Annotated in this window: 12 protein-coding genes and 1 other RNA gene; 6 read left to right on the top strand and 7 right to left on the bottom strand. The window is 45.1% G+C overall.

Annotation, left to right across the window (positions count from 1 at the left end; all coding sequences use genetic code 11):
• Positions 1-33: 33 nt before the first annotated feature.
• Positions 34-435: a transfer-messenger RNA gene (ssrA, locus tag D8S85_RS09465) on the bottom strand.
• A 47-nt stretch (positions 436-482) separates the two neighbouring features.
• On the bottom strand, positions 483-1,037 hold the full coding sequence (locus tag D8S85_RS09460; protein ID WP_106480499.1) for a manganese efflux pump MntP: 555 nt from the start codon (positions 1,035-1,037) through the stop codon (positions 483-485).
• Positions 1,038-1,136: 99 nt separating this feature from the next.
• On the opposite strand from D8S85_RS09460, the gene D8S85_RS09455 reads away from it, so the two are divergent.
• Positions 1,137-2,126: a GSCFA domain-containing protein gene (locus D8S85_RS09455; RefSeq protein ID WP_106480498.1), complete on the top strand. Its 990-nt coding sequence runs from the start codon at positions 1,137-1,139 to the stop codon at positions 2,124-2,126.
• A 3-nt stretch (positions 2,127-2,129) separates the two neighbouring features.
• On the opposite strand, the gene D8S85_RS09450 is transcribed toward D8S85_RS09455, so the two are convergent.
• A complete protein-coding gene (locus D8S85_RS09450; RefSeq protein WP_106480497.1) occupies positions 2,130-2,648 on the bottom strand; it encodes an SPOR domain-containing protein in 519 nt (172 codons plus the stop codon).
• A gap of 144 nt (positions 2,649-2,792) precedes the next feature.
• Between D8S85_RS09450 and D8S85_RS09445 the strand changes: the two genes are divergently transcribed.
• Genes D8S85_RS09445 through D8S85_RS09435 form a run of 3 tightly spaced genes read left to right on the top strand, consistent with a single transcriptional unit; the run spans position 2,793 to position 5,475 of the window.
• Positions 2,793-4,073: an L-cysteine desulfidase family protein gene (locus D8S85_RS09445; protein WP_127075001.1), complete on the top strand. Its 1,281-nt coding sequence runs from the start codon at positions 2,793-2,795 to the stop codon at positions 4,071-4,073.
• Between the two features lie 21 nt (positions 4,074-4,094).
• Positions 4,095-4,757 carry a TatD family hydrolase gene (locus tag D8S85_RS09440; protein ID WP_127075000.1) on the top strand — a complete coding sequence of 221 codons (663 nt, stop codon included), beginning with the start codon at positions 4,095-4,097 and terminating at the stop codon, positions 4,755-4,757.
• Position 4,758: 1 nt separating this feature from the next.
• Positions 4,759-5,475 (top strand): tRNA threonylcarbamoyladenosine dehydratase, encoded by a 717-nt coding sequence (locus tag D8S85_RS09435; protein WP_106480494.1) that lies wholly within the window; start codon positions 4,759-4,761, stop codon positions 5,473-5,475.
• 108 nt (positions 5,476-5,583) lie between these two features.
• Here D8S85_RS09435 and clpX read toward each other — a convergent pair whose 3' ends face one another.
• Both clpX and clpP read right to left on the bottom strand, forming a co-directional pair.
• A complete protein-coding gene (clpX, locus tag D8S85_RS09430) occupies positions 5,584-6,801 on the bottom strand; it encodes an ATP-dependent Clp protease ATP-binding subunit ClpX (RefSeq protein ID WP_106480493.1) in 1,218 nt (405 codons plus the stop codon).
• Positions 6,801-7,478 (bottom strand): ATP-dependent Clp endopeptidase proteolytic subunit ClpP, encoded by a 678-nt coding sequence (clpP, locus tag D8S85_RS09425; RefSeq protein WP_106480492.1) that lies wholly within the window; start codon positions 7,476-7,478, stop codon positions 6,801-6,803. Before clpP ends, clpX begins: the two co-directional genes overlap by 1 nt.
• Positions 7,479-7,599: 121 nt before the next feature.
• On the opposite strand from clpP, the gene D8S85_RS09420 reads away from it, so the two are divergent.
• A complete protein-coding gene (locus D8S85_RS09420; protein WP_205702823.1) occupies positions 7,600-9,993 on the top strand; it encodes a glycoside hydrolase family 3 C-terminal domain-containing protein in 2,394 nt (797 codons plus the stop codon).
• Positions 9,994-10,150: 157 nt separating this feature from the next.
• Here D8S85_RS09420 and D8S85_RS09415 read toward each other — a convergent pair whose 3' ends face one another.
• Together D8S85_RS09415 and D8S85_RS09410 are read right to left on the bottom strand one after the other, a co-directional pair.
• The gene (locus tag D8S85_RS09415; protein WP_106480490.1) at positions 10,151-11,449 is read right to left on the bottom strand and encodes an alpha-L-fucosidase; all 1,299 of its coding nucleotides are present in this window, start codon (positions 11,447-11,449) and stop codon (positions 10,151-10,153) included.
• Positions 11,450-11,515: 66 nt separating this feature from the next.
• Complete coding sequence (locus D8S85_RS09410) at positions 11,516-12,052, bottom strand: RNA polymerase sigma-70 factor (RefSeq protein WP_127074999.1); 537 nt, start codon at positions 12,050-12,052, stop codon at positions 11,516-11,518.
• A gap of 168 nt (positions 12,053-12,220) precedes the next feature.
• Here D8S85_RS09410 and D8S85_RS09405 point away from each other — a divergent pair, with 168 nt between their 5' ends.
• Complete coding sequence (locus D8S85_RS09405; protein ID WP_127074998.1) at positions 12,221-13,408, top strand: FecR domain-containing protein; 1,188 nt, start codon at positions 12,221-12,223, stop codon at positions 13,406-13,408.
• Positions 13,409-13,458: the final 50 nt, after the last annotated feature.

The following is a 13,458-nucleotide window of genomic DNA, read 5'->3' as shown; positions in this document are numbered from 1 at the left end:
TAGAAGCACCGATAAACAGTGACTTCTAATTTGAGGTGGAGTAGCAGGGAATCGAACCCTGGTCCAAACACGGAATCAATATGCTTTCTACATGCTTATCTTTTTGTTGGTTTTCGAGTATAGCCCGGAAAAAAGCACCCAAACTGTACCTTAGCTTCTGTTATTTCATCAACGTCACGAAGCAAAACGTTGACTAACCTCGTATTGCCTGCACCCCGAATGCTGGTTGGCACAAGGTGGGACCGCCAGCGGGATGTCTTGTCTCCACTACCTTGAGCGGAGATTAAGCCTCAATCTACTATTATTCGATTAGGCAGCAAGAGCGTAATTTCTTTCGCCAATTAAAATTTTGCGTCCGGGATTAACGGGCCGGCTTCACTACGCCCGACATGCTTACATACCTATTCTTCATGCTGTCAAATCCACGTCTACCCCCTAGATATGTGAGTGCAAAGATAAGAAATATAATTGAAAATGGAAAATTATTCCATCAAATGCTCGATGAGTATTTTGACTCCGATCGCGATGAGGATGATTCCACCGAATAATTCGACGTTGATACCTTTGATTTTTCCGAAACGGTAACCACCGATAACACCGATCAGGGAGAGGGCGAATGTCACGAAACCGATGATGAAGGCGGGGAAATAAATGCTCGTTTTGAGGAAGGCCATACTGACTCCCACGGCAAGGGCATCTATACTGGTGGCTACTCCTAACGTGAGAAGAGTTTTGGTGGAAAAAGATGAGATCGTGGTTTCTTCTTCCTCGAAAGACTCGTAGATCATCTTACCGCCTAGAAAACCGAGAAGGATGAAGGCAATCCAATGGTCAAAGGTGGTAATGTATGAACTGAAACTGACTCCCATGAGCCAGCCGAGTAAAGTCATCCCCCCTTGAAAACCACCCATTGTAAGGGCCAGACGTAAAGATTGTCGCATACAGAAAGGGCGCATGACGATCCCACCGCTGATACTTACGGCAAGACTATCCATGGCTAATCCGACTGCAATCAATAATATGGTGATAATTCCCATGCGCGAAATTTTTGACAAAAGTATAAAAATGATGAAGGAAATGAGCGTAAAAAATGTAACTTTGTATAGATAGAGTGATTATTTATAATAAATATAGATATGAATTTGCAAACGAAGATCACGATTGTTGCTCCAGATTTTTCAATAGATTATAATTCCAAGCTGATGATGTTGGGATCGTGTTTCGCGGAAAACATAGGGAGTAAGTTTTCCTATTATAAATTTGACGTAGATGTAAATCCTTGTGGGATAATTTATAACCCGTTATCCGTGGCCAATGTATTACGTTTAATCATGGAAGGAAAACGATTTGAAAAAAACGATTTGAGAAAGGTAGGGGAGAAATGGGTGAGCCTGTATCACCATGGGGCATTCTCGTCAACCGATCCGGACGAGTGTCTGAGCCGGATAAATGGACGTTTGGAGAAAGCTGCGGAAGAACTTTGTTCTTTAGATTTGTTGGTAATTACTTGGGGAACAGCTTGGGTGTACAAGCACGTGCGGGAAAATATGATCGTGTCGAATTGTCACAAGATCCCTGCGCAAGAGTTTGAGCGTAGTCGTTTGAGCGTGGAAAATATTGTGGAGGAATACGTGGAGTTAATCGAGCGTCTGCGAGAGATAAATCCTGGACTTCGCATATTATTCACGGTAAGCCCGATCCGGCATTGGAAGGATGGCGCTCATGGTAATCAGTTGAGTAAGGCTACATTATTGTTGGCTATCGATCAATTGCGGGAAAAACTGGAGTACGTGTATTATTTCCCGGCTTACGAAATCGTGTTGGATGAATTGCGGGACTATCGTTTTTACGCGGATGATATGTTACACGTGTCTGGCTTCACGGTAGATTACATTTGGGAACGTTTCCTGTATAGCTTTATCACTCCCGATGTGTTGGGGTTAATGAATCAGATCGGGCGAATCAATAAAGGAATGGCACATCGACCTTTCGATTCGAAGTCCGAGGATTATCAACGTCTGGTAAAGAAAATGTTGGCTGAGATGGCTATGATTTCCCATTCCTACCCGATGATTGATTTTTCGGCAGAAGAGGAAAAACTAAGGAATTTAAAGTTTAGAATTTAAAATTTAGAATTGCACAGGAGGCACCGCAACCGTATCTTGCTCCACGACGGGATTCAATTCTTGTAGGTAAATAGTTGTTTTTACCGGGTATGCACCTGAATATTTTTTACGGATTCGTTTCAAGGCGGGGATGGCTTCTATGCGGGTGCGGAAATTACCTACCCGGATTTTGAAATCGGGATCAGTGTATTGCAGGTATGCAGGTATGTCCGGAAACTCTTCTTCAAATCGTTTGGTATAGTTTTTCAACGAGTCGATATTCGTGTCGTATGAACTACGGGATAGGATTTGGATGCGATACCCTTGAAAGAGCTGTTCTTTCCGGCTCACGGAAATGCTCAGTTTTAATAGTTGTTCGATTTTCGGATCGGCATGAATGATCACTTTACCACCGGTAATGGAATCTGTTTCCGAGAGTTGTTTCACGAAATCGCTCTCTTTTTTGACCGGGGCAATAGAATCTGTTTGCGCCCAAGCGAAGGACGTGATGAAAAGTGATAATATGACGAGTGTTAATTTCATGGGTAAATATCTATCGTGTGTTCAACTAATTCGACTTCAGTAGGCAAAGATAGTATAATTTGTCTTTTTGTGATAGAAAAATAGATAAATAACACTATTTTTGTAATCGCAAAATTTAGCGTTCTACATGAAAAGAAGAATAAGATGAATCAAGTAACAGATCAACAAATCATTGAAATATTGAGAAAAGAGGCCGTTCCGGCCTTGGGGTGTACCGAGCCGGTAGCCTGTGCTTTAGCGTGTGCAAAGTGTAAAGAAGTATTAGGAGACGTGCCCGAGCATTTGGACGTACTGGTTAGTGGTAATATTTACAAAAATGGTATGGGTGTTGGTATCCCGGGAACAGGAATGGTCGGGCTGCCTATCGCCGCGGCTTTAGGAGCTGTTTGTGGAAAATCCGAATACGGCTTGGAAGTGCTGAAAGAGGTGAACGTGGGGGATAACTTGCAGCGGGCAAAAGATATGTTAGGTCAAGTGAAGGTTTCTTTGAAAGAGGATGCACCGGATAAATTGTACGCCGAGGCTTTGGCCACGAAAGGAAATGATACGGTAAAAGTGATTATCGTTCACACGCACACCAATATCGTTTTGGTGGAAAAGAACGGAAAAGAGATTTTCAAAAGAGAATTTCGTCTGGATACCTCAAAACCGGAAGATAAAGGACCGGAGTTGAGCGTGAAGCGGATTTGGGACTTCGTGCATCAGGTAGACGTGAAAGATATCGAATTCGTGTTGCAGGGAGCCGAGATGAACAAAGCGATTTCGGCCGAAGGATTGAAATCGGAATATGGATTGCAGATTGGAAAAACGTTAAAAGAAAATATAGATAAAGGATTGTTGGAAGATGACTTGCTGAATCGTACGTTAATTCGTGCCACTGCAGCATCGGATGCGCGTATGGACGGGTGCCCGAAGCCGGTGATGACAAATTCCGGTAGTGGTAATCAAGGAATCACGGTATATTTGCCGGTAGTGGTGGCTGCCGAGCAATTCGGGGCTTCCCGCGAGCAATTGGCTCGTGCCTTGGCATTGAGTAACCTGATTGCCGTGCATATTCACTATTATATGGGACACCTTTCAGCCCTTTGCGGTATTCTGATTGCCGGGACAGGGGCTGCCTCTGCAATCACCTATCTGATGGGAGGAACTTACGAGAACATGGTGAACACGATCAAAACAATGTGTTCAAACTTGACGGGTATGATGTGTGACGGGGCAAAACAGGGATGTGCCTTGAAGGTATATTCCGGGGTATCGGCTGCCGTACAAGCTGCCTTGTTGTCAATGAGAGGGATCAAGACGAACAATGACGGGATCGTGGAGGAAGATATCGAGCGTACCATCCGTAACGTGGGATTGATCGGTACAAAAGGAATGGAGGAAACGGACAAGACGATCTTGAATATCATGTGCAATAAAAAATAGCAGAAGGAATTGAATCCGTACGTGAATATACACACGCATCATGTTGGCGAAGGAATTAACATTCTGGATGTTGGTGAAGGAAAGGCGTGGGTGGAAAAAGAAGAAAAACGGGAATGGATAGAGGGGCAGAACGTGTTTTACTCCGTGGGTATTCATCCCATGAAGTTAAACGAATCGGGAGAGAACCTTTTTGCGGGAATAGAAGATACGGCACGGATGGAAAAAGTAATAGCGATAGGAGAGTGCGGTCTGGACCGTCGCTCTCCTATTGGCATGAAAACGCAGGAAGAGATACTGGCAGTTCAAGTCGGTTTGGCAGAAGCACTGCGTAAACCGTTGATTATTCATTGCGTGAAGGCGTATTCGGAATTGATTGCCATGAAGAGGCGAACGGGATCCTCCGTACCTTGGATTGTTCACGGGTATAATAATAACGAGCAGATATTAAGGCAATTGTTGAACCACGGGTTGTATATTTCCGTGGGAGCGGCTTTGCTGGATTCGCGCTCAAATGCTTTTCGATTATTGCGGATGATCCCGGCAGAGAGATTGTTTTTGGAGAATGATGACAAAGAGGTGGAGATTTCAGTCATTTACGAGGCTGCCTCTGCCATCTTTGAGGTCGACGTGGAGGTGTTAAAGGAAATAACGAGGAATAATTATAATAAAGTTTTTGGAAAATAGTATGGATTGGCTGAGTAGAACGGAGTTGCTTCTAGGAAAAGAACGGTTGGGTTTGTTGAAGAAAGCTCACGTGTTGGTGGCAGGATTAGGAGGAGTCGGGGCGTATGCCGCCGAACAGTTATGTCGGGCGGGGATCGGAGAGATGACGATTATTGACGGGGATCGCGTGGAGGTGACGAATAAAAACCGTCAACTTCCGGCGTTGGATAGTAACATCGGTAAAGCGAAAGCCGAGGTGATGGCAGCCCGTTTCCGGGATATAAACCCGGATATCCAATTACACGTCATCAATGATTTTATCAAAGACGATCGCATGATTGATATTTTGGAAATGGCGAAATATGATTACGTGGTGGATGCCATTGATACATTAGCCCCCAAGATATTCTTAATATACCATAGCTTGCAAAAGGGGTACCGGGTCGTGAGTTCCATGGGTGCCGGAGGGAAAATGGATCCTGAACAAATCCGGATAGCCGATATTTCGAAATCGTATAATTGTAATTTGGCTCGCATGTTGCGAAAAAGGCTACATAAGTTGGGCGTCTACAAGGGGGTGAAAGTCGTATTTTCTCCCGAAGAAGTCGATCCGGAAGCGGTTGTTTTAAGCGAGAGCGAGAATAAAAAGTCGAATGTCGGGACTATTTCTTATATGCCGCCCTTGTTCGGGTGTTTCTGCGCCTCTGTGGTTATCCGGGATATTACCAATCCGATTTGACAATATTCGTCTCGCACAAATTATTTCAAAAAACACTCCCGTCATTTCGTGCCAAGTGACGGGAGTGTTTTTTGAAATAAAACGACGTTTAATATCCTTTCCCCTTCTTTAAGCTCGTAACTTTTGTGCTGTCAGCCGGTCTATCTTTGACTCGGCGTATTCTTTGGTGATCGTGATCGATTCGCAATTTTGAGAGGGGATCTCGAACATCAAGTCTGTCATAATCGCCTCGCAAATGGAACGTAGTCCGCGGGCTCCCAGTTTAAATTCAACAGCTTTGTCCACGATATATTCAAAGACCTCTTCGTTGAAATTCAGCGTGATGTTATCCAGCTCGAATAATTTCACGTACTGGCGGATAATGGCATTCTTGGGTTCCGTGAGAATGTTGCGCAGGGCTTGACGATCCAGCGGTTCCAAGTAGGTCAGTACCGGAAGACGACCGATGATCTCGGGAATCAACCCGAAGGATTTCAAGTCTTGCGGTGCGATGTATTGCAACATATTATCCCTGTCCAGAACGGCAGTTTCTTTGCTTGCCGTGAATCCGACAACCTGCGTGTTCAGGCGTTGGGCGATTTTCTTCTCGATCCCGTCGAAAGCTCCCCCGCAGATGAACAGAATATTTTTCGTGTTCACGGGGATCATCTTTTGGTCAGGATGTTTACGTCCGCCTTGTGGGGGAACGTTCACGATAGAACCTTCCAGTAATTTCAACAACCCTTGTTGAACCCCTTCGCCGCTCACGTCGCGTGTGATGGACGGGTTGTCTCCTTTACGGGCAATCTTATCAATCTCGTCAATGAACACGATGCCTTTCTCGGCAGCATCCACGTCATAATCGGCAGCTTGTAGCAGGCGGGTCAGGATCGATTCGATATCTTCGCCCACGTAGCCGGCTTCCGTCAACACGGTTGCATCGACAATGGTGAACGGCACGTGTAGCATTTTGGCAATTGTGCGGGCCAACAGCGTTTTCCCGGTACCCGTGCGTCCGACCATGATGATATTTGACTTTTCGATCTCCACGTCATCATTGGAATGTTTCTGTGTCAACCGTTTATAATGATTGTAAACAGCCACGGCGAGATGCTTTTTCGCCTCGTCTTGCCCGATGACGTATTGATCCATGAATTGTTTGATCTCGATCGGTTTTTTGATCTCGATGTGATCCATATCAAGAGGGGTAGAGTGACCTCGTTGTTCTTCCTGCACGATGTCATACGCTTGTTGCGCGCACATATCACAGATAAAACCGTCTACCCCGGAAATCAGAAGATCGACCTCACTGCGCGATCTTCCGCAAAATGAACATTTGTCTTGCATTACTTGTGCTCCCGAATTAATACTGTGTCAATCATCCCGTATTCTTTGGCTTCTGTTGCCGTCATCCAGTAATCGCGGTCAGAGTCTTTTTCTACTTTCTTGATCGGGTTTCCGGAATGATCGGCGATGATTTGGTAAAGTTCTTTTTTCAATTTCATAATCTCGCGAGCCGTGATCTCGATGTCGGAAGCTTGTCCTTGAGCTCCCCCCATCGGTTGATGGATCATGATGCGCGAGTGCTGCAATGCCGAACGTTTCCCTTTTGTCCCGGCCGTCATCAGTACGGCACCCATGGATGCGGCCATCCCGGTACAGATGGTTGCCACGTCACATTGAATGTATTGCATCGTGTCGTAAATACCTAATCCGGCGTAAACCGAGCCACCCGGGGTGTTGAAATAAATTTGAATATCCTTGCTCGGATCTGCCGATTCCAGGAATAGCAATTGTGCCATAATAATATTGGCAACGTCGTCATCAATAGGCACTCCGAGGAAAATGATGCGGTCCATCATTAACCGGGAAAACACGTCCATGCTTGCCACGTTCAGCTGGCGTTCCTCGATGATGGTCGGATTTATATAGCTAGAGACGGCAGACTCGAACCGGTGAAGGTTCAAGCTGCTAATCCCTTTATGCTTGGTGGCATATTTTTTAAATTCATCTTGTGAAAACATAATCTATGTATTTTAGTTATACGGGTGCTAAGTTACGAAAAAAAGGAAGGAAAAAAGAGACTTTTGTCTATATTTGGGTTTAAAATTTGTGTTGTTGTGTTTAATCTAATAATGTATTGCTATGCGGAAACAGAAAATTTGGTTATTTATCATGTTTTTCCTCCCGGCAATTTCGGTTTGCGGTGATGGGGTTTACAAGAAAAGCGGGAAGGGATTTCGGGATTTGAACAAGAACGGCAAGCTGGACCCTTACGAGAATCCGGCAGAGAGCATGGAGGTGCGTCTGCAGGATTTGCTCCGACAAATGACGTTGGAGGAAAAAGTAGGGCAATTGGCTCATACCTTGGGATGGAATTATTACGAGAAAGATGAACGTGGTCAGGTCCGGTTGACCGACTTGTTTCGGTCTGACCTGAAAAATCGTCATATCGGGTGCTTTTGGGCGACGCTACGGGCTGACCCGTGGACGCGAAAAACGTTAAAAACAGGTCTATCTCCGGAAGAAGCCGCGGAAATGACGAATCTCATGCAACGTTATGCTCAAGATAGTACCCGCTTGGGTATTCCCTTGTTTCTGGCGGAAGAGTGTCCGCACGGGCACATGGCCATCGGGACCACGGTGTTCCCCACGGCTATCGGGAGGGCGAGCACGTGGAACCCGGAGCTGGAGAAACGGGCGGCCGGGATCGTGGCTTTGGAGGCCCGTTTGCAAGGGGGACATATCGGTTACGGGCCCGTGCTGGATGTTGCCCGGGAATTACGTTGGTCCCGGGTAGAAGAAGGGTATGGGGAAGATCCTTTCTTGAGCGGGAGCATGGGAAGTGCTTATGTCCGAGGGTTACAAGGAGAAGACGTGGGGAGTGGCGAAAATGTTATCGCCACGTTGAAACATTTCACGGCTTACGGGGTACCTGAAGGCGGACATAATGCCGGAATGGCACACGTGGGGGTGCGGGAATTATTGACGGAATTGTCCTACCCTTTTGAAATGGCCGTGAAAGCGGGAGCTTTGTCGCTGATGACGGCCTATAACGAGGTGGATGGAATTCCTTGTACGGCAAACCCTTTCTTGACAAATCAACTGTTACGGGGGCAGTGGGGATTCTCGGGATTCGTGGTTTCAGACCTCTATTCGATCGACGGGCTGGTATCGCAGCGAGTGGCTGCCAATCGGGAAGAGGCCGGGATGCTAGCCTTACGTTCGGGAGTGGATTCCGATTTGGGGGGAAATTGTTTCGCTGCCGGATTGGTGAAAGCTTGCCGGGAGGGACGATTGGCAGAAGCTGACATTGATCGGGCCGCGTGTCGCGTTTTGCGATTAAAATTTGAAATGGGATTGTTCGATAATCCGTACGTGGAGGTGAAGAAGGCGGGAAAGCAGATTGGCACGCCAGAACATCGGGAAGTGGCGAGAGAGGTGGCTCGTCAATCTGTCGTGTTGTTGAAAAATGAAAATAAATTATTGCCATTGTCAAAGGAAGTGAAGCGGGTAGCGATTGTCGGTCCGAATGCCGATAATGTTTATAACCAACTGGGGGACTATACGGCACCGCAGGCTCCCGGTTCGGTGATTACCGTGTTCGAAGGTATCCGGCAAAAGTTGCCCGGGGCCGAAATCCGTTACGTGAAAGGGTGTGCCGTGCGCGACACGTTGAACACGTCGATCGAGGAGGCTTGCGAGGTGGCAAAGAATTCCGACGTCGTGGTGGTTGTTTTGGGTGGTTCCAGTGCACGGGATTTTGAAACAGACTTCTTGGAGACTGGTGCCGCCATCACGAATGCGCGAAGAGTGAGCGATATGGAGTCGGGAGAGGGATTTGACCGGACGGGGTTGTCGTTAATGGGCAAACAGCTGGAATTATTGAAAGCGTTGTATGCCACGGGTAAACCGATCGTGTTGGTCATGATCCAGGGACGTCCTTTGGAATTAAACTGGGCGGCGGAGCATATTCTGGCCATATTGACGGCTTGGTATCCGGGCAGTGAAGGTGGTCGGGCGATAGCGGACGTGTTGTTTGGGGATTATAATCCAGCCGGGCGACTCCCGTTGTCTTATCCTCGTCACGTGGGGCAATTGCCCGTGTATTATAATCATAAATCTGCCGGGCGGCAGGATTACGTGGAAGGAACTGCTGCTCCGTTATACCCTTTCGGGTACGGGTTGAGCTACACGACATTTGCTTACGATGGGGTGAAAATGCGTGTAGAGGGAGATTCGGTGCGGGTTTCGGTAGATGTGAGAAATTCGGGGGATCGTGTCGGAGATGAGGTGGTCCAATTATATTTGCGAGATGAACAGGCGTCGGTAGTTACTCCTTTCATGCAGCTCAAGGCTTTCCGCCGGGTGTCGCTTGCCGCGGGAGAGAGCCGGACGGTTGAGTTCGTCCTAACCCGAGAACACCTGAAAATTCTCGATTTGTCGCTGAATTGGGTGGTTGAACCGGGCTTTTTCACGGTTTTAATAGGCTCATCCTCGTCGGATATTCGGTTGACGACGAGATTCCGAATAAATTAATCGCGTTTTTATGGCGAAATCATAAGGAAATAAGCTGCCACGAAGAAAAAACAATCGTGTAATTGGCAATACAAATTCGTTTCATCATTCGACTATGAAACGTGGGGGACACGTTTGTGATCTGTTTGTGGCAGCTTATTTCCCTATTAACCTGGAATTATTTCCAAGTGATCTCTAACACGTGATCGATATCTGTGGGAACTTGTCCTAATTGCAATAAAATTCCTTCTTTCGTTTTCGTGTATTTCACCGGAGTTTTGTCTTTGAAATGCACGATGGCTTTCACTTTTTTATTCGTGATCGGGAGTAAAAGTTGGTCTTTGTTCAAGTTTAGGATGTGGACGTAGAGTTTATTCCCTTTTTGGGTCGTGACACCCCACTCTTGATGAGGAATGATTCCGGCACGGGTGCCTTGGACGGTTTCGCCGTAGACGCGCATCCATTCACCGATTTCTTTCAAGTGGATTACTGATCCTTCGGGGAAATCTCCTCCCGGACGGGGACCCACGTTTAATAGTAAATTTGCGTTGTTTCCGGCAGCCCCCACCAGCGTGTGGATGAGTTGTTTCGTGGATTTGAAGTTCCGGTCGTTGATGTTATATCCCCACGTGTTGTTCATCGTTTCACAACTCTCTAACGGCAAGGCGCTGATTTCTGCATCGGCGGAGTAGCCGGCTTTGTTTTGTCCCGGTAGATCCCGTTCGAACATCTGAAAATCTTCCCCGTCAAAAGGTGCTTTGTGGTGATTATTCCCGATCAGACATCCCGGTTGAAGACGGTGAATTAAGGTGTATTGTCTTTCCAGTTGCCAATCCGCGTTGGGTTTGTCCCACCAGCCGTCGAACCAGATACCGCCGATCGGGCCGTAGTTGGTGAGCAATTCGGTCAACTGGGCATCCATGAATTTCAAATAATCTTCCCACGTGCCGGAAGGGGTACGTCCCGTGTTCCGTCCCGTGCGTCCCCACGGGTAGTAATCCGGGCGATGCCAGTCGATGTGGGAATAATAAAGGAATAGTTTGAGCCCGTGTTTTTGGCAAGCCTCGGCAAGTTCTTTGATCACATCCCGTTTGAAAGGAGTGGCTTTAACAATGTTGTAATCCGATTGTTTCGTGTCGAACATTGAAAAGCCGTCGTGATGGCGGGAGGTGAAACAAATGTATTTCATCCCGGCATTTTTGGCGATACGAACCCATTCGTCAGCGTTAAATTTCGATGGGTAAAATCCGTCGGCCAGTTTTTGGTACTCCTCTTCATTCAAGCTTTTGTTGGTCAGCACCCATTCGCCATCTGCCAGCATACTGTATATTCCCCAGTGGATAAACATCCCGAATTTGGCATCCCTGAACCATTCCCGGTTTTCGAGGTTTTCCTTGGAGGGGATGTACTTGTTCTGGGCAGAACAGATTGAGGATGAAAGTAATAATAGTGTAATGATGAATAATGTATTTTTCATAGCAAGGTTTTGATTAAATTTTCACGAAATTAATGAATGTGAGCTAATATTGAAAGATGATATTGTTTATATTTTTTTACACAAAAAGACTAGTAATTCCAAATGCTTTGAGAAATGAGAACGTAGATGCTTGATCCCGTTGCGAAGTAGAGTCTTAACCGTGTTGATAGAGATGTGCAATTTGTTGGCAACTTCTTGATATTTCATGTTTTGCATGAAAATAAGAGTAATGATTTTTTGTGTCTGTTCTGGCATTTGGGCAAGTTCATTCTTGATTTCTTGAAGGATTTTTTCATCAAAAGTGCTTGTTTCTTCATCAACAACTTCTTGTTTGATCATGTCAATGTGGTAACACATGATGTCTTTTTTTTCAATTTTGTCAAGACAAGCGTTTCTGACGGAATTGAAAAGATAAGTTTTAATCACTTTTTCGCCTGATGATAGAATTTCTTTTTTTTCCCAACAACGCATGAAAACGTCTTGCACGATATCTTCAGCATCGGCGTCTGTTTTTAGGTAATTGAGAGCATAAAGACACAAATTTTTTGCGTGCTTGTCGAAAATGTCTTTAATGCTTAGATTAAAAGAGTTCAGAGTTTCCATTCCATACGATATAATTTTACAAATTTAAATGATTATTTTTAATCAAACAATAAAGAAGGAATTGTTCGTAAAAGAATTACCAGATTTAAAAAAAAGATTACAATTCGAGTCACCCGTTTTTTGATTTTTCCGTCTTTGCTAACGAAATGAAATAATGGGTAAGTATTTATGGATAGAATCAACGATCATATTATTGAGCAAATAATTGCTTTTTATCTCGGAGAAATTTCCGATAAGGATAAAAAAGAGTTGGAAGCTTGGGTCAATGAATTCAAAGAGAATGAAGATGATTTTAAACAGATTTTGAGAAAATGTCAACATTTGCGATTGGGTTTGCTTGAAGAGAGAGCGATCGTGATGAAAGCTAGAATTATGGAAGAGTGGCGTAAACGTGAGCGATTGAAGTATCGGTATCGGGTGTTGCGGCTGGTTTCTTGTGTGGCGATACTGGTTTTGGGAATTGTAATGGGATGTGTGTATTACGAGAGCCGGAATTTTGAAAGTAAAAAACTTGAGCAAGAGATAAGTTTGTTGGATGCCAAACAAGGGGAGAGAGTGGCAGTATTGCAATTAGCTTCGGGCGAGAAATGGATTTTGAAAGAGCGGGATGAACGGGAATTGGAAATTGGAGATGGGGTTGTGCTAAAAAAAGATTCGATACAGGGAATACGAAATTTTGTGAGTCCTGAAGATACGATTACTGAAAACACCTATAATACCGTAATGGTTCCGAGAGGAGGAGAGTATAATTTGACATTGGCAGACGGGACAAATGTTTGGTTAAATTCTGATTCCGAATTGAAATTTCCGGTTCGTTTTCATGGAAATTTTCGAGAGGTTTATTTGAAGGGAGAAGCTTTTTTTGAAGTGAAATCTAACCCGGAACAACCTTTTGTCGTGAGGATGGGAGAGGCTGACATAAGGGTTTTAGGAACATCATTTAATGTGATGAATTATGAAGATGAAAATCGGGTAGAGGTGGCCTTGCAGACCGGTAAAGTAAACTTTACGGTTAATAAGACAAAGCAGGTTTATTCGTTGAGTCCAGGGAATGTGGTTCGGATGGATAAGAAAAATCTGGACGTTCAACTGGCAGAAGAGGATGTGAGCATGATTAGTGCTTGGAGAACGGGATATTTTTATTTTGAGAACATGCCAATGGAGGAATTAGTTGTTAAGTTGGAACGTTGGTATCAAGTAAAATTTGTTTTTGCTAATGATGAGGTGAAACGGATGCGTTTTTCAGGAGCTGTAAGGAAGTATCGTGAATTAAAGTACGTGCTGAAGATTATAGAGAAAACGAAAGATATTTCTTTCGTGGATTTTGGAGATCGGATAAAAGTGTATCAAAAATAAAATTCCCACAATGTGGTTGCAACACATTGCGGGAGAGTCGTAATATTTTT

Source organism: Butyricimonas faecalis (genome assembly GCF_003991565.1).
Classification (GTDB): domain Bacteria; phylum Bacteroidota; class Bacteroidia; order Bacteroidales; family Marinifilaceae; genus Butyricimonas; species Butyricimonas faecalis.
The sequence above is the reverse complement of the archived record's forward strand: the minus strand, read 5'-3'. Positions and strand labels throughout refer to the sequence as shown.